The sequence below is a fragment of the Nonomuraea thailandensis genome (genome assembly GCF_024172165.1).
In the GTDB taxonomy this organism is placed as follows: Bacteria; Actinomycetota; Actinomycetes; order Streptosporangiales; family Streptosporangiaceae; genus Nonomuraea; species Nonomuraea thailandensis.
Genome location: NZ_JAMZEB010000002.1, coordinates 9,906,148 through 9,929,060, shown reverse-complemented (window position 1 = coordinate 9,929,060; position 22,913 = coordinate 9,906,148). Strand labels below are relative to the sequence as shown.

Sequence of the window (22,913 nt, the reverse complement as noted above, 5' to 3'; positions counted from 1 at the left end):
GTCAGTTGGCCGAGGTGAGCGTCCTCAGGGAGTGCTCGACCAGCGTGATCATGACCTCCTTGGCCGAGGTCCTGCGCCGCACGTCGCAGAGCAGGACCGGGACGTCGTCGTCCAGGTCGAGCGCGATGCGCACGTCGTCCACGCTGTGCCGCTCCGCGCCGTCGAAGCAGTTGACGGCCACCACGAACGGCGTGCCGCGCTGCTCGAAGTAGTCGACGGAGGGGAAGCAGTCGGTCAGCCGCCGGGTGTCGGCGATCACGACCGCGCCCAGCGCGCCGTAGGACAGCTCGTCCCACATGAACCAGAAGCGCTCCTGCCCGGGCGTCCCGAACAGGTAGACGACCAGCCCCTCGCGGATCGTGATGCGGCCGAAGTCCATCGCCACGGTCGTGGTGGTCTTGGCCTCGACCCCGTCGAGGTCGTCGACGCCGATCCCGCGGTCGGAGAGCACCTCCTCCGTGCGCAGTGGCTTGATCTCGCTGATCGACCCGACCAGGGTGGTCTTGCCGACGCCGAACCCCCCCGCGATCAGGATCTTGAGCGCGACGGGGTCCTCAGAGAGCACGGAGTCCATTGATCACTTCCTTGAGAATGCGCTCATTCGACCGCGCTCCTCCGGCTGAGGGCGACGTCACCGAGATGAGGCCGTGGTCACGCATGTCACCGAGCAGGACCCGGATGACGCCGACGGGCAGGTCGAGCTCGACGGCCAGATCGGCCAGCGAGATCGGTTCACGGGCTGCCCGCAGGATGAGTTGCTGTTCGGGCCCGAGATCGCCAGGGGGGTCGCCGATGGCGCGCACGGTGGCCACGAGGTCGAACGCGTCTCCTGATGAGCGTGTGCGACCGCGAATGAGAGCATAAGGCCGGACGACGGGTCCCGCCTCCTCATCGAACCACTGCGGGCTATCGCTCATGACGCTCCAGCGCGCGGGTTGGTGGTGATGTGCTGGCCCACCCGCTTGACCAGCATCGCCATCTCGTAGGCGATCTGGCCGACGTCCACGTTCGCCTCGGCGATCACCGCCAGGCAGGTGCCCTGGCCCGCCGCCGTCACGAACAGGAACGCCGACTCCATCTCCACAATGGTCTGGCGCACGTCGCCGCCGCCGAAATGCCGCCCGGTGCCGCGGGCCAGGCTCTGGAACCCGGCCGCCACGGCCGACAGGTGCTCGGCGTCCTCGCGGGTCAATCCCTTGGAATGGCCCACGGCCAGGCCGTCGGTCGACAAGATGACCGCCTGGCGCACGGCGGCGACCCTCGTGGCGAGGTCGTCCAGCAGCCAGTTCAGCTCACCGGTGTTGGTGGTCGGCGCACTCATGCATCCCCCTTACTCATGGGCCCCTCCTGGGAGGCTTCTTCTCTGGCGCGTTGGGTTCCCCGCTGGAAGGCGGAGAACAGGTCGCGTACCTCGTCGGGAGAGCGTTCGGCCGGCTCGGGCGCCGCCTCCTGCTCGGGCTCCTGCGGGGTCTCCTTGAGCTGCTGCACCAGGTTCGCCTGCCGCACCCGCCTGGGCAGCCCCGCGTGGGTGCCGGAGCTGACGACCGCGAGCGCCTTCTTCCTCGTACGGCTGGGCAGCGCGGCCTTGCCGTCACCGCCGGCCGCCTCCAGCGCGGACTGCTCGGTCACCAGCGAGCGCGGCACCAGCACGATGACCGTGGTGCCGCCGAAGGGCGAGCGGCGCAGCAGCACCCTTATCCCGTGGCGCTGGGCCAGCGTGGCGACCACGAACAGGCCGAGCTGGTCGCTGTCGGCCAGGTCGAACTCGGGGGGCGCGGCGAGCAGCGCGTTGAACCGCGCGTACTCGTCGGCCGACAGCCCGAGCCCCTTGTCCTCCACCTCGACGGCGTAGCCGTTGCTCACCAGGTCGCCGCGCACCTGGACCACGGTGTCGGGCGGCGAGTAGATGGTGGCGTTCTCGACCAGCTCGGACAGCAGGTGGGTGACGTCGGCCGCGGCGGTGCCGTCGATGGCGCCCGCCGGCATCGTCTCCACGGAGACCCTGGTGTAGTCCTCGATCTCGGCGACCGCCGCCCGGACGATGTCGATCACGGGCACCGGCTTGCGCCAGGCCCGTCCCGGAGCGGCGCCGGACAGCACGATCAGGCTCTCCGCGTGCCGCCGCATGCGCGTGGTCAGGTGGTCCAGGCGGAAGAGCTCCTCCAGCCTGTCGGGGTCGTGGGTGCGCCGCTGCATGGCGTCGAGCAGGCCGAGCTGCCGGTGCAGCAGGCCCTGCTTGCGCCGGGCGAGGTTGAGGAAGACCTGGCCGACGCCGCGCCGCAGCGCCGCCTGGCCGACCGCCGCCGTCACGGCGGTGTGCTGCACGTACCCGAAGGCCCTGGCCACGTCGGTGATCTCCGCGGAACCGCTCACCTTGATCGCCTTGGCTTCCTTCCGCACGTCGACGTCCTCACCTCTGCGCAGCCGCGCCACGATGTCGGGCAGCCGCCGGCCCGACAGCTCGACCGCGGCCGCGCGCAGCCCGGCCAGCTCCCCGGCCAGGCGGCGACCGAAGCGTACAGAGATGATGATCGACGCGAGCACGGCGATCAAGCCGACGCCGCCCGCGATGCCGATCTCGACGACGGTGCCGGTGGCGGCCTGCGACGTACGGGCGGCCAGGGCGTCGGAGGAGGTCTTGCCGAGGTCGTCGAGGCGGCCGGTGAGCTTGTCCACGGCCCGGTGCCAGGAGTCGGCGTCGGGGGGAGGCGCGCCGGTCTTGATGACGCGCGACTCCATGGTGGCGAAGGTGAGGAACGGCTCGGTGGCGAAGACCTGCTCGTACGGCCTGCGCAGCGTCACGTCGAGCCCGGCCAGGCCGCGCGAGTGCAGGAACTTCCTGGAGGCCGCGTACTCGGTGAAGGCCGCCGTCTCCTGCGGGGTGAGCCGCGCGTCGGCCAGTGCGCCGATGGCGAGGGCGTGCTCCCTGGCGATGTACTCCCTGGCCATGCCCATGGCCTGCAGCGACGAGGCCTGCTGGAAGATCTCCAGGTCGGAGACCGTGATCAGGTGGTCGTAGAGCCGGAAGAGGGCGTCGAGCACGCGGTTGTACTCGGTCAGGCCGGCCAGGCGGGAGCTGATCCCGTTGTCGATGTCCGACCGGATCAGGGCGAGCCTGTCGAGAGCCATGTTGAGGTTGTCGAGGGGCCGCCGCAGGTCGTCGCCGACCGCGCCGCCGGCGTCGGCTGCCGCCTGCCTGAAGTCGGCGACGGACTTGTCGGTGCGGGCGCGCTGGCCGCCGAGCACCTCGGTGAGCTCACGCGTCGTGAGCGCCTCCGCGGAGCGCACCCGTTCGGCCTGGAGCTGTAATCCCAGGTCGGTGGAGGTGACGCCGATCGTGTCGTAGAGGGTGTTCGCGCGGAGCAGTGACTGGGCGTCGCCCATGGTGAGGTTGAGGACGAAACCCCAGAGCGCGCTCAGAGACAGGAGGGGTAGCAGCAGCAATAAAAAGATCTTGAACCGAATTGACCGGTTTCGCGAGCCCATGTCCCAACCTCGAGTCGGGGGCATTTCCACACCTTGTGTAAATACACCTCCGGAAGATCGCACAGGAGACTAGCACCGATTATGCTTCCGGCGCAGTGGGAGGAAGGCGTTCATTACCGTGATTATTGGGACAAGATCCCCCGATCCCGGCGTGCCGTGGCCACCGTCGTCCACAGCCATCCGAGCGCGACCAGCGAGATCACGATGAGTCCCGCCCAGTTCAGCAGCGTGTACACGTGCACCTGCCACGGCGTCACGTGCGGCACCCGGCCGATGCGCAGCAGCTCGAACTGCCACGGCCGCCCGGTCAGCACCAGCGTGACCGCGATCGCGATGGCGCTCATCGAGTCCCACAGCGCGTGCAGGAGCGAGACTCCCAGATAGGTCAGCACGACCGGCCCGGTCACCCGGCCTCCCGCGCGGAACAGCGCCCCGCCCGCGATCGCGGTCCACAGGCCGTGCCCGACCGGGGTCAGGATGCCGCGCAGCACCTCGGTCTCCACGAGCTGGGTCAGCGACAGGCCGCCCGCGGTGAACAGGGCGTTGAAGGCGTACCCCGAGCTCTCGAAGGCGGCGAAGCCGAAGCCGACGGTGGCTCCCAGCACCACGCCGTCCCTGGTCGCGTGCCTGACCACGTGCCGGGTGACGAAGACCAGGGCCGCCAGCTTGACGCCCTCCTCGATCAGGCCGACGAGCACGTACATGAGCAGCGACGGCCGCAGCAGCCAGCTCTCCAGCAGCGACGCGCCCAGCACCCCCAGCACGCCGCCCACCACGAACGCCACGAACAACCGCTCGACCGTCACCTCGGGGGAGCGTCCCCGCCCGTACGCCCACACCACGAACGTCACCGGCACCAGGAAGCTGCCGAACAGCACCACCGTCGGGACCAGGTTCGAGTTGCCCGTCCAGCCGGTCACGACCACGGTGGCCAGCCAGAGCGCCAGGCCCGTCAGGAAGATCCGCAACCACAGCGCCCTCATCGCGCCCGCTCCGGCGTCAGCGGGTTCCGCGGAGCCTTCATCGGGTCAGCTCCCCCACGGCCCGCAGCGCGGCGGCGACGGCGGCCTCGCCGCGCGCGGCGGGCTCGGCGTCGGAGCCGGCGATCGCGATCCTGCCGAACCGGCCGCGCGCCGCGTCCGCCGGGAACGGCCCGTCAGGGTAGAACGCGTGCCACGGCCGGCAGTACTCGGGCGCCAGCGCGTGACCCCACCGGCGGACCGTGATCTCCGCGATGCCCCCGCCCGGGTCGAAGCCGGCCGGGCCGAGCAGCCGGGCGAGCTGGTCCCTGACGGTGTGCTCCAGCGTGCTGTACGGCGTCCTGATCAGCTCCCGCCTGCCCGCCGCGGACCCCGCGCAGGGGCCCAGCTCCGACCGGCACGGCGTGGCCAGCATCCGCACGGTGTCCGGAGGCGTGAACTCGCTGGCGCACCAGTACGCGCCCGTCCACCGCACCCGCTCCACGCCCAGCCGCCGCCAGGCCACCGGGTCGCGCAGCCGGACGGTCGCCTCCAGCAGCGGCACCCGCGACGCCTGCCGCAGCGCCCCCCGCCGCTCCGGCGGCAGCTCGGGCACGAGGTACGGCACCACGGCGCTCCAGCAGGCCAGGATCACCGCCCCCGCCTCCACGGTGCACACCTGGTGGCCGTCGAAGTACCCCACGGTCGCGGACCTGGCGCCGTCCCGTACGGACACCACCGGGCTGGACGTCCGGACGCGGACCCGCCCGTCCAGCGCGGGCACGGCGGCCGCGGGCGCGGGCCCGTGCCAGTGCCGCCGCACGGTCGGCGAGTTGTACCTGGACGGCTGCTCCCTGCTGAGCCCCAGCCCGGCGAACCCCGGGTACCCGGTGCCCCAGGCGTCGATCGCGCCGAACGCCCGCGTGTCGTACCCCCAGTCGGGGCACGACATGGTCCTGCAGAACCGCTCCGCGTCGGGATGCGCCCCGCACACCTCCCGCAGGAACTCCGCGTACGTCAGCCCCGCCAGCCGCTCCTGCTTGCCCTCGGCCGGCACCCCGGGGAACCAGTCGGGCGGGTCCTCGTGCAGCGCGCGCAGGTCGCGCCGCGCCTGCCAGGCGATCGGCAGCCGGTCGATCCAGCCGGGGGAGTCGGTCGCGACCAGGGTGTCCGCGCCGAACGTCTCCGCGTCGCACATCACCGCGTCGAAGGCGGCCCGCCCGGCGAGGAGCTCCCGGTCGCCGAGCGCTGCGTGGTCATCGGGCGCAGCGTTGTCGCCGAGTGCTGCGTGGTCGCCGAGCGCTTCGTGGGTGTCGAGCACGAGGACGCCCGCCCGCGGGTGGCGGCGCAGCCACTCGGCCGCCGCGCTGCGCCCGCCGCGCCCGCCGCCCACCACGACGAGGTCGTGGTGCTCCCCGGTGGGCACGGGCGGGCCGGCGTGCGCCCAGAAACGGCCGTCCCGCAGCGCGTGCGCGACGCTGAGCGCCTCACTGGTGTCCCCGCTCACCGTGAAGGGGTGCGGAGGGTTCGGGGCCTTGGGGGCCGCGCTACCGGCCACGCAGCTCACGGCGATGCCGTCGAAGAAGTCCCTGCGGGTAATGGGCACGTCCATCCCGAGCGCACGCGGAGAGAAGCTCATGCCGCGATCATCAGCAGCCGGGAGAAAAGCCGCATCAGGACGCGCAGGGCCCGGGAAACATTTTGCCCGCCCTATTACCGCGAGGCCGGTTTGGCGGGTGGTGTCGATCTTGCGCGCATCATCCCAGGTAGCGGCATGGAGGTGAACCCGGAACCCGCTGAATCCCGTGAATACCGACGTTGCTCTCTCTTGCGCTGCTCGCTTCCTCTAGCGTTTTGGCCAATGTCCATGTAGCGAAATGGAGCGGCCATGCATAAAGCAATTCCCGGGATATTCCTGAGCACTCTGGTCATTGCCGGATGCTCCTCGGCGGAGGAGCCCGCGTCGCCCGCCGCCTCGGCACCGCCCGCGCAGTCGTCCGCCGCCAGCGCCAAGCTGCGTGCCGCGCTGCTGCCGGTGCCCAAGGGCATGAGCGTCGCGTACGGGCCCGAGCTGGGCGAGTTCGGCATGCTCAAGTCCACCCAGCAGGGGCTGGAGGCGGTCCGCAAGGCCAGGGCGCAGCACCCCGAGTGCGCCGGGGCCGCCCAGCTCGACGCCGCCAAGCCGGACGTGGCCAAGTCGCCCGCCGCCGTCGTCGCCTTCTCCGCGGCCCGCGGCTCGATCACGCAGGCCGTGGTCTCGCTGCCGAAGGCCACCTTCCCCGAGCCGCTGCCCAAGCAGTGCGCCGACTACACGGCCGACGTCGGGGGCGCGAAGGTCACGTACAGGACCAAGACGCTGGACATGCCCGCCAAGGGCGACCAGTCGCGGGCCTACCTGACGACGGCGGCCGGCGACAAGAACAACGCGCAGATCGGCTCGGTCATGATCAGGCGGGGGACCCTGATCATGAGCATGCTGGTCGTCGGGCAGCGGGTCAAGCCGCAGGGCCTGTACGAGCTGGCGAACCTGGCCGACCAGAGCCTCGCCCGCGTTAAGCCGTAGGCTTCGCGATCTGCGAAAAGTGCCGGAGGCGGCTCCGCGGCCCTTGTTGACGTCCCGAACGTTGATCAGGACCGGCTTCTCAGGGGGATTGCACGATCGTTCGCCGAGCCGCCGCCCCTGGCCGCCCGTCAGATGAGGACGTGCGCGTCCGGGCGGCCGACGAAGGAGAACTGGGCGTTCCTGGTCAGCTTGATGTGGTCGGCCTGCCAGGTGTGCATCGCGGTGTCGGCGCTGCGCCAGTAGACGAAGTTGAACCGGTCCGACGAGTAGATCTTGACCCCGTCCTCCTTCAGCCGCCGCACGAGGTGGGTGTCCTCGCCGCGGGTGATGTCGGCGAACGGGTACGCGCGGAACAGGCCGGCCTTGCCGAGGAACGTGCCGCCCTGCACCAGCCACGAGTACCGGTGCTCCAGCCCGGGCAGCCGGAGCATCGTGGTGTTGCTGCCCTCGAAGTACGCGTAGTGCGCGCCCTTCCCGGTCATCTCCGCGTCCGAGAAGTCGAAGGAGCGCACCAGGTCCGACAGGTAGTGCTCCCCGTACAGGTTGTCGTCGTCCATCTTGGCGATCAGCTCGCCCTCGGCCGCGGCGATGCCCAGGTTCATGCACGCGCCGAGCGAGAGCGAGGCGTCCGCGGGCAGGACGGTGACGTCCGTGATGCCCGCCATGCGGGCCTTGTCCGCCACCACGACGGGGTCGATGTCGAGCCCGTGCAGCACCATGACGAGCTGCAGCGGCCGGTGGAGCTGCTTGGCCACCGAGGAGATCGCGTGCTCGATCTGGGAGGCGCGGTTGGTGGGCAGCACGACGGTGATCGAGCGCGACCGGGGCGTCACGTGGTGCCCGAGGTCCAGCAGGATCTGGTCCACGCGGTGCGAGAACAGGTGCTTGTCGAACACCTCGCGCATCGCCAGGTGCCCCATCCTGGCCCGCAGCTCGGGGCTGTTGATCAGGTGCAGCACCTGGTTGTACGACTCGATCGGCTCGCGCGCGATCGGGATCAGCTCGCCGAACGTCTCCTCGATGGCCCTCGACCACCCCGACACCACGGGGGTCGAGCAGGCGGACAGCTCGAAGACGCGCCGCGCGCACATGGTCGGCGAGTCCAGCACGGAGTTGACGTTGAGGAAGACCTTGTACATCCGGTACGCGGCCAGCATCTGGTCGTAGGGCAGCTCGCCCACGATGTGCGGCCGGTACTTCTCCGGCCAGGCGTACTTCTCGTCCACCTCGCCGTTGCGCGCGAAGATGTGCAGGCCCAGCTCCCTGACCGGGTCGAGCACGACCTCCATCTGCTCGCGGCGCTCGGGGTGCTTGTCGCGGAAGTACATCCCGGCGAAGACGACGTCGTGCAGGCGGCCCTTGTTCTGCTGGATCGGGTTGTGCACGCGGGGCTGGGCGGCGAACTGCAGCACGTCCACCCGGTCGTGTCCCAAAATTTCCCGATATTTCGGCAGCATGTCACCGTCGCAGGTGAACACGTAGTCGAACAGCTTGGCCGTGTCGATGAAGAAGTCGAAGTTCGGCGGGTCCTCCTTGTTCCAGAAGACCGTGGGGATGCCCTCGCTCCTGCACCAGGCCACCAGGTCGCGCAGCGGATCCTTGGGCGCGTTCGTGCCGGTCATCTGGTAGCGCCAGCGGCCCTGGTTGCCGTGCCAGGCCGACTCGCAGAACAGCAGGTCGGGCCGCTTCTCGGCGAAGATCTCCGGCCAGTCCTTGAGCCCGAACTCGATCTGGTCCCACTCGTAGCGGAAGGCCATCCTGGAGAAGTCGTCCAGGATCACCGCGACCTTCAGGTCGGGCCGGTTCACCGGGCCGCTCGGCCACTTCACCGCCGGCACCTCGACCGACGGCGGCCGGTGCTCGGCCGCCGCGGTGGCCAGGCTCACCGGGATGGGCGCCTTGGGCGCCTTCTCCTTCGAGCGCACCGCCTCGACGATCCTGCCCGGGCTCTTCGAGCCGAGGGCCTCGCCCAGCTTGAACGTGCGCTTGGCCTGCGTGGCCTCCAGCTTCCAGTTGGCGTACGCGGCCTTGGCCTCGGCGATCTCCAGCCGCCGGCGCAGCTCCCTGACCTCCGCCTCGTACCGCTCGACGAGCTTGCGCTCCTCGGGCAGCCAGTTGACGGGGCCGAGACGCTGGAAGGTGGGCTGTTCAGGGGTTTCGGCCATGGTGGTACGCCAATCGCTCAGCAGAGGTAAGTCATAGTACGGCGGATATCGCCGTTATTCGGGGCGTTCGCCCTGAGAGGCGGGCGAGAGGTTGTCCCCCTTGAGCCAGGCGGCGATCACCGTGGCGATGCGCGGCCCGGACCTGCCGTCCCACAGCACCGGCAGCTCGCCGGCCGGAGTGGCGGCCCCGTCGGCCAGCGCCTTCTCCGCCGCGGCGGGCAGCAGGGCGGGCGTGACCAGGCGGTTCGTGCCGTGGGTGATCGTGATCGGGCGCTCGGTGTTGGGCCTGACGGTCAGGCAGGGGACGCCCAGCATGGTCGTCTCCTCCTGGACGCCGCCGGAGTCGGTGACGACCAGCGCGGCGCCCCGGACGAGTGAGAGGAAGTCCACATAACCCAGCGGGTCGATCACCCTGACGGACTCGCCGTCCACGAGGCCCGCCTCGGCCAGCCGTACCTTGCCGCGCGGGTGGATCGGCACCACGAGCGGGACCTGCCGCGAGACCTCCAGCACCGCGTCCACCAGCTCCCTGGCGGCCTCGGGGGTGTCCACGTTCGCGGGGCGGTGCAGGGTGGCGACCGCGTAGCGCCCGGGCAGGCCGAGCCGCGCCACCACGGGCGCCGGGTCGAGATCGGGAAGCGCCGAGAACAGGCTGTCGATCATCGGGTTGCCCACCAGGTGCACCTTGGCCGCGGGCACCCCCTCGTTCGCCAGGAACGCCAGCGCCTCCGGAGAGGTGGCGAAGAGCAGGTCGGCCAGCGCGTCGGTGACGACCCGGTTGACCTCCTCCGGCATGCCGCGGTCGAACGAGCGCAGCCCCGCCTCCACGTGCGCCGTCGGCACGCCGAGCTTGGCGCAGACCAGGATCGCGGCCAGCGTGGAGTTGACGTCGCCGTAGACCACGACCAGGTCGGGCTCGTGCTCCTGGACGACCTCCTCCAGGCCCACCAGCAGCGCCGCCGTCTGCTTGGCGTGACTGCCGGAGCCCACCCCCAGGTTCGCCACCGGCTCGGGCAGGCCGAGGTCGGCGAAGAAGACGTCGGACATCAGCGCGTCATAGTGCTGACCAGTGTGGATGATGCCCTGCCGCACGCCGAGCTCGCCGAGTGCCCGCACCACCGGGGCCGCTTTCACGAAATTGGGACGAGCACCCAATACGTGCAGGACCAGGGGGTTCTCCCTCATTGACCTCGCCTTTCATAGCGGAAGGGAAAAAACGCTGCCTATGGTACGGTCCCTGCGTGGCATCCGACGCCAGTCGTCAAGACTCCTCTAAGGTTTCCGCGAAGTCCGCCCGTGCCGGCGTCGGTGGGCTTCTCAAGGGATTCGTCCAGCACCCGATCATCGTCTCCCGCGTGGTGATGACGAAGGTCAAGTCAGACCCCGTGCGGGTGGCCCAGGCCGCCGCCGACACGCTCCCGCCCAAGTTGCGGCCCATCGTCGGCAGCGTCGCCTGGCCGGCGGCCCGCCGGGCCCGGCGCATGGTGCGCAAGTTCGGCATGCGCGTGGTCAAGGGGCCGTGGAACGAGGCCAAGGAACACTGGGACGCCGGCCGGGTCAGCGAGGCCGCCGCCGTGCTGGAGGCCCACACCAAGTACCCGTTCGTCAAGCGCAGGGCCGCCTACTACCGGGGCGAGCTGGCCGCGATCAGCCCCGACCCGATCCCGCCGGGGCCCAAGGTGGCCATCCTGAGCCGGGTCCAGAACCGGGTCCTGCACGTGGTCACCAACGCCCTGCCGTACACGCAGGCCGGCTACACCGTCCGCACCCACCGCATCGTCACCTCGCAGAAGGCCGCGGGGATCGACCCGCACGTGGTCACGAGCTGGGGCTGGCCGATGCTGCAGGGGCACGCGGACGCGGCGCCGTACGAGGAGATCGACGGCATCCCCTACCACCGGCTGCTGCCCGAGCCGCACGGCGACATGCCGTTCGAGACCCAGGGGCGCATCATCAGGGGCGCCGACCGGGTCACCAGGCTCACGGCGGAGCTGCGGCCGCAGGTCCTGCACGCCGCCACCGACCACCGCAACGGCTCGATCGCGCACGCGGTGCGCGACAGGACGGGCACCCCGTTCGTGTACGAGGTCCGCGGCTTCCTGGAGGAGACCTGGGCCTCCCGCGACCCGATCCGGGTCGGCAGCCAGCGGCAGGTGCTCCAGCGCGAGCGTGAGGCGTTCCTCATGCGCGAGGCCGACGCGGTCGTCACGCTGGCCGAGACCATGGCCGCCGAGATCGTCGAGCGCGGCGTGCCCAGGGAGAAGATCCACCTGGCGCCCAACGCCGTGGACGACTCGCTGCTGACGGCCTCCTACGACGGGGCCTCCTTCCGCCGCGAGTACGGCATCGGCGACGACGAGATCGTGGTCGGCTCGGTGTCCAGCATCGTGGCCTACGAGGGCTTCGCCACCCTGCTGCGGGCCGCCGCGCTGCTGCGCGACGAGCGCACGCCCGTGCGCGTGCTCATCGTGGGCGACGGCACCGAGCGTCCGAACCTGCTGGAGCTGGTCGAGGAGCTGGGGCTGAGCACCGCGATCCTGCCGGGACGCGTTGGCCCCGACGAGGCGCTGCAGGCCCAGGACGCCATCGACATCTTCGCCTGCCCGCGTGAGGACCTGCGGGTTTGCCGACTTGTTACGCCATTGAAACCGGTCGAGGCGATGGCGCTCGGCAAGCCGGTCGTGCTCAGCGATCTGCCCGCGCTGTCCGAGCTCGTCGGCTCCGACGGCGCCGGGATGCTCGTGCCCGCGGGTGATCCGGCCGAGCTGGCCAAGGCGATCGCGCGGCTGCGCGAGGACCCTGCCAAGCGCGCCGAGATGGGCGAGGCGGGTCGCGCCGAAGTCGCGGCGAAGCGGACCTGGAGCCGCGTTGCCGAGACTTATCAAGCTCTATACCGGTCCCTTGCCGATTGATGACCATGAATCTTCCTTCCGTTTCGGACGGGTTCGGTCGCATTAGGCGTGAGCTAGGTGGACTTGAGATAACCTTTGCGACCATGAAGTGTTGTTTCCGGCTCCCAAAGGCACAGCTGTGACAGAAATCGACTTGACTGTCATCGGCCTGGGCTACGTCGGCATGCCTCTCGCCAAGGAGGCTGTGGGCGCCGGCCTGCGGGTCGTCGGCCTTGACGTGGACCCTGCGAAGGTCGACGCGCTCAACGCCGGGCAGTCCTACATCGATGACCTGACCGACGCCGACCTCGAGCACATGCTGGCCAACGGGTTCAGCGCCACGCTCGACGAGACCGTGCTGGCCAGGAGCAACACGATCGTCATCTGCGTGCCCACCCCGCTGGACGACGACCACCGCCCTGACCTGTCCGCCGTGGAGGGCGCCACCAAGGCCGTCGCGCGCAACCTGGGCAAGGGCACGCTCGTCGTGCTGGAGTCCACCACGTGGCCCGGCACCACCGACGAGCTGGCCAGGCCCCTGCTGGAGACCTCGGGTCTGAAGGCCGGCGAGGACTTCCACCTGGCCTTCTCGCCCGAGCGCATCGACCCGGGCAACCCCAAGTACGGCCTGCGGAACACGCCCAAGGTCGTCGGCGGCTACACGCCGACCTGCCGCGACCGCGCGACGGCGTTCTACGGGCGGTTCATCGAGCAGGTGGTGCCGGTCAGCGGCACCCGCGAGGCCGAGATGGCCAAGCTGCTGGAGAACACCTACCGCCACGTCAACATCGCCCTCGTCAACGAGATGGCGATCTTCTGCGACGAGCTCGGCATCGACCTGTGGGAGGCCATCGAGGCGGCGGCCACCAAGCCGTTCGGCTTCCACAAGTTCCTGCCCGGGCCAGGCGTCGGCGGGCACTGCATCCCCGTCGACCCGTCGTACCTGTCGTACACGGTGCGCAAGCTCGGTTACCCGTTCCGGTTCGTCGAGCTGGCGCAGGAGATCAACGAGCGGATGCCCTCGTACGTGGTCGCTCGCGTACAGCGCTTGCTCAACAGGCATAAGAAGCCCGTGAACGGCGCCAAAGTCGTTATGCTCGGCGTCACCTACAAACCGGATATCGCCGACGAGCGTGAGACCCCGGCACTCCCCGTGGCGCGTGCGCTGCTGGAGCTGGGCGCGGAGCTCTCGTTCGCGGACCCGTACGTCAAGGAGTGGGCGGTGGACGGCACCCCGGTGCCGCGTGAGGATGATCTCGCCGAGGCCGTGATCAACGCGGACGTGACGCTGCTGCTGCAGCAGCACGCCGCGTTCGACCTCGGCATGGTCGAGGCGAAGGCCAAGCTCGTGCTGGACACCCGCGGCGTGCTCGCCGAGGGTGAACGCGTCGAGCGGCTGTAGCGACGGAGGGCTGCGCGCAGTGCACGTGCTCGTCATGACGGTGGTGCATAACCCCGAGGACGCGAGAATTCTGCATCGGCAGATCCGTGCCCTTGTGGATGCCGGTCATGAGGTCACGTACGCCGCGTCGTTCAGCGCGCACGGCGTCGTCCCCAGACCGTGGGTCAACGGAGTCGATCTGCCCCGGGCCGCCCAGCGTAAACGGATGGCCGCGGTGTGGGCCGCGCGGCGGCTCTTCAAGCGCATGCGGACGAAGGTCGACCTCGTCCTCATCCACGACCCCGAGCTGCTGTTCGCGGTGTGGGGCATCCGCAACAGGCCGCCCGTGGTGTGGGACGTGCACGAGGACACCCCCGCCACGCTCTCGCTCAAGCCGTGGCTGCCGTCGTTGCTGCGGCCGCCGGTGCGGTTCCTGGCGCGCATGCTCGAAGGCACCGCCGAGCGCCACATGCACCTGCTGCTGGCCGAGACGGCGTACGCCGGCCGGTTCAAGCACGCCCACCTGATCGTGCCGAACGAGACCTGGGTGCCCGACTCCGTCACCCCGCCCGGTGACGACCGGATCGTCTACCTCGGGTGGCTGTCCCGGGCGCGCGGGGTGTTCGAGGCGGTCGAGGTGGCCAAGCTGCTGCAGCCGTACCGGGTGGCCGTCGAGCTGATCGGGTACGCCGACCCGCAGAGCCGTCCGATGCTCAACCAGGCCGTCACCGAGGGCCTGCTGGAGTGGCGCGACTTCATGCCCAACGACGAGGCGCTCAAGCGGCTCGACGGGGCTCTGGCGGGCCTGTCGCTGCTGCACGACGAGCCGAACTACCGGCACTCCATGCCGACCAAGATCGTCGAGTACATGGCGCACGGCATCCCCGTCATCACGACCCCGTCGCCGCGCGCGGTCGAGCTCGTGGAGCGCTACGACAGCGGTGTCGTGGTGCCGTGGCAGGACCCGAAGGCGGTCGCGCAGGCCGTGCTGACGCTGCGCGACGACGTGCGCGAGCGGCGGGCGCAGGGCGCGCGCGGCTATGCGGCGGCCCGTGCGAACCACCACTGGCCCAACTCGGCCAAGCGGTTCGTCGCACAGCTGGAGTCCTGGGCCGGGGTCAAGCCGTAACTTCCGAGGGCGGAGTAGGTTCCTGAACGTGCGCTGGCTCTTCGTGGTCGCTGCCGCGGCCGTCCTCGCCGTGGTCGCCGCCGTGATCATCGTCCTGCCGTCCGACGACACGGAACCCGTGGCGACCAAGTCCGCCGCGCCCAAGCCGTCGAGCACCGAGCCGACGCCGAAGGTGAGCGAGTTCACGGACCCCTGTGGAACGTTCGACACCGACAAGAAGGCCCCCTACGCGGTCACCGGCTACTGGATCACCCCCAAGTCCAACCCCTGCACGTGGCGCACGCAGCTCCAGGAGATCCACAGCGTCGGCGGCGACACGATCATCAGGATCGGCTACGGCCTGCAGTTCCGCACGGTGAACGACGCCGGCCAGATCCTGAAGGAGGGCGAGGTCGACTCGCTCTACGAGCCGTGCGAGGAGCGCGGCCTGAGCTGCCACGACGCCGCCCTCCAGGACCTCCAGGAGGCCAACCCGGAGAACCGCATCGGCCGCGTGTACGTCTACCGCACGGACGAGTCGTTCGGGCCGGACCTCTACCGCTGCCCGCAGATGGAGCACTCCGTCGAGGTCGGCAAGCGCGTCTACTACCGGCTCATCACCCAGCCCGACGGCTCCGACGACGCGACGTGCGACTTCAGCGACAAGGCCGGGTCGTACGACCTGATCCTGGTGGCCGGCTCGCCCCAGGACAGCCTGGGCAAGCTGCTCGACCTGGGCGACCAGTTCGGCATGCGGGTCTTCCCCGCGCTGCCGCTCGCCCCGCGCGACTCCAAGGCGAAGATCCGGGCGGAGAAGCGCCACCTCGGCACCCTCACCACGCTCACCCGGCGCATCCTGCAGGACTACGGCGCGCGCTTCGCCGACCGAGACTCGCTCGGCGGGGTGTACCAGCCGTTCGAGGTGCAGATGTCGGCCACGCTGGCCACGAACCCCACGCTGGAGGTGTACGCCGACCAGCACCGGATCGTCGAGCAGGAGCTCGACAAGCCGATCCTCATCAGCCCCTACCTCGACGCCCGCAAGCGGGTCGCCTTCGGGCAGACGCCCAAGCAGGTGGCCGAGGGGTTCAAGGCCCTGGCGAAGACCGGGGTCGGGATCATCGCGCCGCAGGACAGCCGGGGGACGGGCAAGGTCGGGCTGTTCTGGCCGGACGAGCGGGAGAGCGAGGTGGACGAGCGCCTGCGGCCGGTGGTCGGGGAGTCCACGTACGACACCGCGTACCACGGGTCCACGCGCGACTACTACCGCGAGATGGCGGCGGCCCGCGAGGAGATGATCGACCAGGGCTACCACGTGGAGCTCTGGGCGAACGTCGAGGCCTTCGAGCCCTCCGGTGACCAGCCCTGCGCCCCCACGGGCACCCGCGGCAAGACGGACAAGAAGCGCCTGGACCAGGCGGTGACGATGGCCGGGCGTTACGTGCAGAAGATCGTCTCCTACATGTGGAGCGATTTCATGACATGTGGTGATCCGTCGCTCGAAACGGAGATCGCCGGGGATTGGCAGCGGCCGATCGCGGTGGACGCGATCCGGCGGCCGCGCGACATCCAGGACGGGGTCGAGGTGCGCGGCTACAACCTCAAGGACGGCACCGTCACCGTCACCTGGTCCGGCGGCACCAAGGAGATGGTGGTGTCCACCGTCGGGTGGCTGGACGAGGACCCGATCGAGGAGGAGCTGCCGGTGGGGATGGCGACGGCCTGGGTGCCGTTCGACTGGGCCCAGGTGCCGGCGGGCGAGTGGGTGCAGATCGGGGTGAAGCTTCCCTCGGGGCAGGGGACCACGGAGCCGCTGCACGTACGCGTCTCCACGCAGGCGGCCGGGACAGAAGGGGGCTGACGGGGCGTCCTTCCGGGGCGGCCGTCAGCCGGTTCGCTGGCTCGTACTCCTGCGTGTAACGTGCCTGCCATGGTCCCGAGCATCCCGGTCAGTGTCGACCTGGTCGTGCTCACCGTACGCAACCAGGCTTTGTGCGCCCTCGTGTGGCGCCGCGACAACCCGCCGTTCCTGCGGCGCTGGTCGCTCCCCGGCGGCTTCATCCAGCTCGACGAGGACCTCCCGGCCGCCGCCCATCGCCTGCTGTCCGAGCGGGCGGGCCTGCCGGGCGCCCCGGTCCACCTGGAGCAGCTCCAGACGTACGGCTACCCCGACCGCGACCCCCGCCAGCGCGTCCTCAGCGTCGCCTACCTCGGCCTGGCCCCCGACCTTCCGGCCTCCGAGAAGGCCCACATGAGCTGGCAGCCGATCGACTCCCTCGCCGTCATGGCCTTCGACCACCGCCGCATCATGCTCGACGGGATCGAGCGGGCGCGGGCGAAGCTGGAGTACACGTCGCTGGGGGCGGCGTTCTGCCCGCCCCAGTTCACGGTCGCGGACCTGCGCAGGGTGTACGAGATCGTCTGGGGCCGCCAGCTCGACCCCCGCAACTTCCACAGGAAGGTGACCAAGGCGGAGGGCTTCCTGCTGGAGACGGGCGGCACGACCACCCGCGACGGCGGCCGCCCGGCCAAGCTCTACCGCCGCGGCCCCGCCGAGCTCCTCCACCCCCCGATGCTCCGCAGCCTCAAGGAGTAGCAAGGGGGTCGCTTTTCCCGTCGCAGAACACCTCCTTCACAAGCCCGTCCACCAGAGTCTGGAAGTTCGCCGCCGGCCCCCGGGTGGCCGAGTCCACCCAGGTCACCGCGCCGGTCACGGACGTCCTGCCGTCGGGCGAGCTGTACATCAGCGCCCCGTACCCGTGCGGCGGGCTGCCGTTGTGGCGCAGGACGGTGCCGCAGCCCGGCCCCAGGTCCTCCACGAACACCCCGAGGCCGTAGCTCATCTTCGGGTGCGGCGTGCGCATCTCGGCCAGCAGCGTGTCCGGCAGGAGCCTGCCGCCGTTCAGCGCGGTGAAGAACGTCTGCAGGTCCCGGGTGGTCGTGATCAGGTCACCGGCGCCGGCCAGCAGGGAGAGGTTCTGGCGGCTGATGTCGACCACCTTCTCCTGGCCGTCGGCGTCCTCGTACCGGTAGTAGCCGTGGGCGTGCGGGCCGGGGAGCTGCGCGCGGTCGCCCGACAACGAGGTGCCCGTGAGGCCGAGGGGCTTGACGATGCGACGGCGCAGCTCCTCGGTGTAGGAGTGCCCGGTGACCTTCTCGATCAGCAGCAGGGCCACCGTGTAGCTGGTGTTGGTGTAGCTCTGGGTCGTTCCGGGCTCGAAGCGCGCCGGCTTGGACAACGCGAACCGGACCAGCTCCTCCGGCTGGTAGCTGCGGAAGCGGTTGTCCAGCCACTCGTCGCCCGCCGAGGGGATGCCCGGCTCCCAGGACCCGTCGGGGTTGAAGTCGCCGGTGTAGTTGAACAGGCCGCTGGTGTGCTGCAGCAACATCCGCACCGTGATCCGCTCGTCCAGCCCGAGCTCGGGCAGGTGGGCGGCCACCGCGTCGTCCAGGGTGAGCCTGCCCTCGGCCACCAGTTGCAGCACCAGGGTCGCGGTGAAGGTCTTGATGTTGCTGCCCGCATAGAAGCGGCCGTTAGTCGGGGGCGCGGCGCTCTGGCCGAGCCTGCTCGCTCCGGCGCTGCCCGCCCATTCGCCCTGCTCGTCGTGGACGCGCAGTTGCACTCCGAGGAAACCGGCGTCCACGAACGCCTGCATGGCCTGCCGCAGCTCGGGGCGGTCCGCCCTGGCCGCGGCGCTGCCCGGGGTGGGCGACGCGCTGCTGTCCGTGGGAGTGGCCGATGCGGGGGTGGCCGCGCCGGCCAGCAGCGCGGCCGCCAGCGCCGCCACCCCCACCCGGCGGAGAACCCGGGCGCGGCACCCGGTGATCTGGTTGCCGTCGTTACTCGTCTTCCGCGGCCCACCGGCCGTGATCGCTGTACCGTTCATGGCAGGTACGGTCGCGCGCCGCGCTGACACCGGGCCGTCGCCGGCCTGACGCGCTCGCTGACACGGTGACCGGCTGCCCGGTCCCGCGCAGCGCCGCGTCCAGGTCCCAGCGCACCAGCCCCTCGCCGGAGCGCAGCCCCGCGGCACGCTGCCGGGCCGAGACCCGCCAGGCACGGCCGAAAGTACCGCCGCACGCCGCGAGTCCCGTCACGCGGCCGATGCCCGCGCCCGGCCTGATCCCCAGGATGAGGCCCCATGCCGCATGAAATGCACGCCTCCTCCTCCGCCCGGCCGCGGATCGCCGAGCTCGACGTCCTGCGCGGGTTCACGCTGTGCGAGATCCTGCTCGCCAACATCCAGCTGATGGCCGACGGCGGCAGCGCCGTCACGGCTCCGCCCATGGGCGCCTGGGACCCCTGGCTCGGGCTCCCGATCTTCTCCCTGCTGTTCGGCATCGGGTTCTCGCTGCTGCTGGACTCCGCGGCGAGCCGCGTTCCCCGCCCACGGCCGGCGCTGCTGCGCAGGCTGGCGGCGCTGCTCGTGATCGGCCTCGCGCACATGCTGCTGTGGCCGACGGAGATCCTGCACAGCTACGCCGTCGTCGGCCTGCTGGTGCTGCTGCCCTCGACGTGGCTGCCGCGATGGGCCGTGGCGGGCCTGTCCGCCGCGCTGCTGACGGTGGCGATGATCGGCGGGGGCGGGCCCCTGCTGATCGCCGGGCTGTTCCTGCTGGGCTCCGCGCTCGTCAGGTACGGGGTGGTCGGCAGGATCGGCACGTCCACGCGCGGGCCGCTGCTGCTGGGCCTGGCCTTCGCGGCGGGGCTGGCCGCAGCCCTGTGGGCACGGGCCGGAGCGGGCGCGGACCAGCCGGCCTTCATCGCCACCCTGGCCGATCTCCTGCTCGCCGGGGTGTACGTGTGCGCCCTGCTGGTCCTGCTCAGAACGCCGCTGCGGGCGGTGCTGGAGCGCCTCTTCGCGCCGCTCGGACGGATGGCGCTGACCTGCTACCTGACCGCCACCCTCCTCGTCGTGGTGGCCGCTCGGCTCTTCGGCCTGCCGATCGGCCGGGATCTGACGGTGGCGTACGTCGCCGCGGGAGCCGTCCTCGTGGTCCAGTGGCTGTTCTGCACCCTGTGGCTGCGCCGCCACCGTCAGGGCCCGGTCGAGTGGGTCTGGCGCTGGGCCACCTGGGCTCGCCGCCCCGTCCTGCGCGTGACTCCATCACCTGGGACGCCTGCCCGGCGGGGGTGAGGCGGGTGTAGCTGCCCGGCGCCGCTCGCCCTGGTCGTCGACACCTTCGAGGACAAGCTGGAGCTCGTCGCCGCCTTCCTGACGTCCGCGCGGCAATTCCTCGTCCGCCAGTCCTGAAAGCCCCGGCGACGCCCATCCGCGGGGCCGCCCGCGGCGAATCACGGGGAAACGGATCCCGACCACGGAGAGGAGAACGGCATGACTTCCGCCGAGACCGTTCGTGCTCGCCGCCGTCGCGTGCCCGTGCTCCTGCTCGCCGCCGCCGCCGTCGCGGCGCTGGTCGCCGCGGTGACAGGGGCCGGGACGCCGGCCCGGGGCCCAGCCTTCCGGCTGCCCGCCACCAGCGCGGTCCTCACGGTCGACGCCTACGAGGACGTAGGGCCGTCGAGCACGCTCAAGTGACAAAAGGTGATGAACCGGTGACGCCTTCCGGCCGCGCCCTTTAGGATCTACGCGTACCCGGCGACAAGGAGACGACCGTTGATCGCGACGGCGGCGCGGTGACGTTGCTCGCGGGCCGTTACCGGCTGCTGGCGCAGCTCGGGCAGGGCGGCATGGGCACCGTCTGGCGGGCCATGGACGAGCTGCTCCGGCAGGAGGTGGCGATCAAGGAGGTCAGGCTCCCGCCGGACCTCGACGAGGCGGCCAGGGCGGAGCTGACCGAACGCACGCTGCGCGAGGCGCGCGCCGCCGCCGCGCTGCGCGACCACCCGTCCATCGTGACCGTGCACGACGTGGTGCTCGACGACGGGCGGCCCTGGATCGTCATGGAGCTCGTACGCGGCCGCTCCCTCGACCGGGCGGTACGCGACGAGGGGCCGCTACCGCCGGCCCGGGTCGCCGGGATCGGCCTGCGGATGATCGAGGCGCTGTCGGCCGCCCACGCGACGGGCATCCTGCACCGCGACGTGAAACCCGCGAACGTCATGCTCACCGACGACGGGCGGGTGCTGCTGACCGACTTCGGCATCGCCACCATCGCGGGTGACGTCGCGCTCACCCAGACCGGGCTGCTGAGCGGCTCGCCCGGCTACATCGCCCCCGAGCGGCTGCGCGGCGAGACGGACGGGCCGCCCGCCGACCTGTGGTCGCTCGGCGCCACGCTGTTCACGGCGGTCGAGGGCGGCGCGCCGTTCGCCCGCCACAACGAGGCCGCCGTGCTGGCGGCCGTGCTGATGCAGGAGCCCGCGCCCTTCCGGCTGGCCGGGCCGCTCGGGCCGGCGCTGGCCGCGATCCTGGAGAAGGACCCGGCCCGCCGCTGCTCACCGGAGCAGGCGACCGCCTGGCTCGCGGCCATCGCCCAGGGCGATCACCCGACCGGTGGGCACAGCGCCCGGATGGCAGGCGGGCACGGCGGCCGAGGCGCAGGCGGGCACACCGGTCACACGCGCGATCGCGGCAACCGGAGCGCCGGCACGGTGCCCGGGCGGCAGGGCCCGCCGTTCCCCGGACCGGAGCCCGCCACGCAGGCCGGCCGGCCGCGCCGGCGCCGCACCAAGGTCCTCGTGGCCACCGTGCTCGCGCTGGTGCTGACGGTGACCGCAGGCGTCGTGATCGTGCCGCGGCTCTTCCCGAACGCCATTCGCCTCATCGGCTACGCGCTGGCCCCCCGCAGCACCCCCACCCCGTCCCCGAAGCCCAGCGTCACCCGCTCCACCCCCGCCCCCCAGCTCGTCGGCGCGTTCGAGGCCTGCGACCTGCTGACGAACGCGCAGGTCCGCTCGTTGTTCGGCCACACGGTGAAGCGCCACTGGATGGTGGAGTCGGCCTGCTCGTGGCGCGGCGGCGACTTCCAGGTGCTGAGCCTGACGGCGCACCGGGGGCCGAGCGCGTCGATGGCGGCCCTGGTGCACAAGCAGACCGTGAGTTTCATGCAGGACGAGCCGAAGCGCACCCCCGGCACCAAGGTCCGCAAGGGCCCGGCCGTCGGCGACGAGGCCTACAGCCACACGGGGCCCACGGGGCTCGCCTGGGCAGGCACCCCGATCCACTCGACGAAGGTCGCGTTCATGGTGGCGAACGTCTCGGTGACCCTCCAGATCCAGGGCGGGGGCCGCGGCTTCGGCACCGCCGACAAGGCGGCCGAGCTGGTCGAGGCGGCACTGGTCAAGCGCAAGCAGGCCGCCGGCACGGGTTGAGGGCTCATCTAGAGTGATGCCATGCCTCGTTTCCGCCACATCCTGGACACCATGGCCGCCTACAAGCCGGGCAAGGCGGTCGCCGCTCCCGACGGGCGCTCGTACAAGCTGTCCTCCAACGAATCCCCGTACGACCCGCTGCCGTCCGTGGTGGAGGCCATCGCCGAGGGCGCGCGGCAGGTCAACCGCTACCCCGACCCGGGCGCCGTCAAGCTGACCGAGGCCATCGCGGAGCGTTTCGGCGTGCCGGCCGAGCACGTCGCGCTCGGCCCCGGGTCCGTGACGGTGGCGCAGCAGCTCTTCGAGACGGTGGGGGAGCCCGGCGTCGAGGTCGTGTACGCGTGGCGGTCGTTCGAGGCGTACCCGCTGCTCGCGGACCTGGCCGGGGTGAGGTCCGTCATGGTGCCGCTGGCGGGCGAGGACCACGACCTGGACGCCATGGCGGAGGCGATCACCGACCGGACCCGCATGGTGTTCGTGTGCAACCCGAACAACCCGACGAGCACCGCCATCCGCCGGGCCGCGCTGGAGTCGTTCCTCGACCGGGTGCCGGAGGACGTGCTGGTGGTGCTGGACGAGGCCTACCGCGAGTACGTGCGCGACGAGGACGTGCCCGACGGCGTCGAGCTCTACCGCGACCGGCCGAACGTCGCCGTCCTGCGGACCTTCTCCAAGGCGTACGGGCTGGCGGGCCTGCGCGTCGGTTACCTGATCGCGCCGGAGCCGGTGGCGACGGCCGTGCGCAAGACGATCATCCCGTTCGCCGTGAACCATCTCGCCCAGATCGCCGCCATCGCCTCGTTGCAGGCCGAGGACGAGCTGCTGGAGCGGGTGGAGGCGGTGGTCAAGGAGCGCACCCGCGTGCGCGAGGCGCTCATCGCGCAGGGCTGGACGGTGCCGCCCACCGAGGCCAACTTCGTCTGGCTCCGCCTCGGCGAGCGCACCCCCGCCTTCGCCGCGGCCTGCGCCGTGCAGGGCGTGGCGGTGCGGCCGTTCGGCGAGGAGGGCGTACGCGTGTCGATCGGCTCACCCGAGGCCAACGACGCGTTCCTGGCCGCGGCGCAGGAGTTCGGCCGGTAGGGCG

Annotated in this window: 19 protein-coding genes; 10 read left to right on the top strand and 9 right to left on the bottom strand. The window is 71.1% G+C overall.

The features are described 5' to 3' along the window. Window position 1: 1 nt before the first annotated feature. The 6 genes from HD597_RS49705 to HD597_RS49680 all read right to left on the bottom strand — a co-directional run bounded on the left by HD597_RS49705 (window position 2) and on the right by HD597_RS49680 (window position 6,084). Window positions 2–574 (bottom strand): GTP-binding protein, encoded by a 573-nt coding sequence (locus HD597_RS49705; protein WP_185111106.1) that lies wholly within the window; start codon window positions 572–574, stop codon window positions 2–4. Further along, on the bottom strand, window positions 555–917 hold the full coding sequence (locus HD597_RS49700; RefSeq protein ID WP_185111104.1) for a DUF742 domain-containing protein: 363 nt from the start codon (window positions 915–917) through the stop codon (window positions 555–557). The genes HD597_RS49705 and HD597_RS49700 overlap by 20 nt, the downstream gene beginning before the upstream one ends. Next, entirely contained in the window at window positions 914–1,321 is a 408-nt protein-coding gene (locus HD597_RS49695) for a roadblock/LC7 domain-containing protein (RefSeq protein WP_253754239.1), read from the bottom strand. Before HD597_RS49695 ends, HD597_RS49700 begins: the two co-directional genes overlap by 4 nt. After that, window positions 1,318–3,444 (bottom strand): sensor histidine kinase, encoded by a 2,127-nt coding sequence (locus tag HD597_RS49690; RefSeq protein WP_253754237.1) that lies wholly within the window; start codon window positions 3,442–3,444, stop codon window positions 1,318–1,320. Before HD597_RS49690 ends, HD597_RS49695 begins: the two co-directional genes overlap by 4 nt. A 164-nt stretch (window positions 3,445–3,608) precedes the next feature. Further along, window positions 3,609–4,469, bottom strand: a complete 861-nt coding sequence (locus HD597_RS49685) for a PrsW family intramembrane metalloprotease (protein WP_253754235.1) — start codon at window positions 4,467–4,469, stop codon at window positions 3,609–3,611. Window positions 4,470–4,506: 37 nt separating this feature from the next. Further along, on the bottom strand, window positions 4,507–6,084 hold the full coding sequence (locus HD597_RS49680; protein ID WP_253754233.1) for an FAD-dependent oxidoreductase: 1,578 nt from the start codon (window positions 6,082–6,084) through the stop codon (window positions 4,507–4,509). A gap of 249 nt (window positions 6,085–6,333) precedes the next feature. Between HD597_RS49680 and HD597_RS49675 the strand changes: the two genes are divergently transcribed. Beyond that, window positions 6,334–7,008, top strand: coding sequence for a hypothetical protein (locus HD597_RS49675; protein WP_253754231.1), 675 nt, complete (start codon window positions 6,334–6,336; stop codon window positions 7,006–7,008). Between the two features lie 128 nt (window positions 7,009–7,136). On the opposite strand, the gene HD597_RS49670 is transcribed toward HD597_RS49675, so the two are convergent. Together HD597_RS49670 and wecB are read right to left on the bottom strand one after the other, a co-directional pair. After that, window positions 7,137–9,173 (bottom strand): glycosyltransferase family protein, encoded by a 2,037-nt coding sequence (locus HD597_RS49670; protein ID WP_253754229.1) that lies wholly within the window; start codon window positions 9,171–9,173, stop codon window positions 7,137–7,139. A 54-nt stretch (window positions 9,174–9,227) separates the two neighbouring features. Continuing rightward, on the bottom strand, window positions 9,228–10,358 hold the full coding sequence (gene wecB, locus HD597_RS49665) for a non-hydrolyzing UDP-N-acetylglucosamine 2-epimerase (RefSeq protein WP_253754227.1): 1,131 nt from the start codon (window positions 10,356–10,358) through the stop codon (window positions 9,228–9,230). A 176-nt stretch (window positions 10,359–10,534) separates the two neighbouring features. Here wecB and HD597_RS49660 point away from each other — a divergent pair, with 176 nt between their 5' ends. The 5 genes from HD597_RS49660 to HD597_RS49640 all read left to right on the top strand — a co-directional run bounded on the left by HD597_RS49660 (window position 10,535) and on the right by HD597_RS49640 (window position 17,149). After that, window positions 10,535–12,085 carry a glycosyltransferase family 4 protein gene (locus HD597_RS49660; protein ID WP_253759817.1) on the top strand — a complete coding sequence of 517 codons (1,551 nt, stop codon included), beginning with the start codon at window positions 10,535–10,537 and terminating at the stop codon, window positions 12,083–12,085. Between the two features lie 133 nt (window positions 12,086–12,218). Continuing rightward, complete coding sequence (locus HD597_RS49655) at window positions 12,219–13,466, top strand: nucleotide sugar dehydrogenase (protein WP_276083229.1); 1,248 nt, start codon at window positions 12,219–12,221, stop codon at window positions 13,464–13,466. A gap of 19 nt (window positions 13,467–13,485) precedes the next feature. Beyond that, window positions 13,486–14,574 (top strand): glycosyltransferase, encoded by a 1,089-nt coding sequence (locus HD597_RS49650; RefSeq protein ID WP_253754225.1) that lies wholly within the window; start codon window positions 13,486–13,488, stop codon window positions 14,572–14,574. Window positions 14,575–14,602: 28 nt separating this feature from the next. Continuing rightward, window positions 14,603–16,414, top strand: coding sequence for a DUF4434 domain-containing protein (locus tag HD597_RS49645; protein ID WP_253754223.1), 1,812 nt, complete (start codon window positions 14,603–14,605; stop codon window positions 16,412–16,414). A gap of 69 nt (window positions 16,415–16,483) precedes the next feature. Next, window positions 16,484–17,149 (top strand): NUDIX hydrolase, encoded by a 666-nt coding sequence (locus HD597_RS49640; protein ID WP_253754221.1) that lies wholly within the window; start codon window positions 16,484–16,486, stop codon window positions 17,147–17,149. Here the strand turns inward: HD597_RS49640 and HD597_RS49635 are convergent. Further along, entirely contained in the window at window positions 17,139–18,440 is a 1,302-nt protein-coding gene (locus HD597_RS49635; RefSeq protein ID WP_253754219.1) for a serine hydrolase domain-containing protein, read from the bottom strand. The genes HD597_RS49640 and HD597_RS49635 overlap by 11 nt on opposite strands. Before the next feature lie 255 nt (window positions 18,441–18,695). On the opposite strand from HD597_RS49635, the gene HD597_RS49630 reads away from it, so the two are divergent. The 4 genes from HD597_RS49630 (at window position 18,696) to hisC (ending at window position 22,909) form a co-directional block, all read left to right on the top strand. Continuing rightward, complete coding sequence (locus tag HD597_RS49630) at window positions 18,696–19,691, top strand: DUF418 domain-containing protein (protein WP_253754217.1); 996 nt, start codon at window positions 18,696–18,698, stop codon at window positions 19,689–19,691. Between the two features lie 198 nt (window positions 19,692–19,889). Beyond that, complete coding sequence (locus HD597_RS49625; RefSeq protein WP_253754215.1) at window positions 19,890–20,093, top strand: hypothetical protein; 204 nt, start codon at window positions 19,890–19,892, stop codon at window positions 20,091–20,093. 98 nt (window positions 20,094–20,191) lie between these two features. Next, complete coding sequence (locus tag HD597_RS49620) at window positions 20,192–21,829, top strand: serine/threonine-protein kinase (RefSeq protein WP_253754213.1); 1,638 nt, start codon at window positions 20,192–20,194, stop codon at window positions 21,827–21,829. Window positions 21,830–21,850: 21 nt separating this feature from the next. Continuing rightward, window positions 21,851–22,909, top strand: coding sequence for a histidinol-phosphate transaminase (gene hisC, locus HD597_RS49615; protein WP_253754211.1), 1,059 nt, complete (start codon window positions 21,851–21,853; stop codon window positions 22,907–22,909). The last annotated feature ends 4 nt before the right edge of the window (window positions 22,910–22,913 follow it).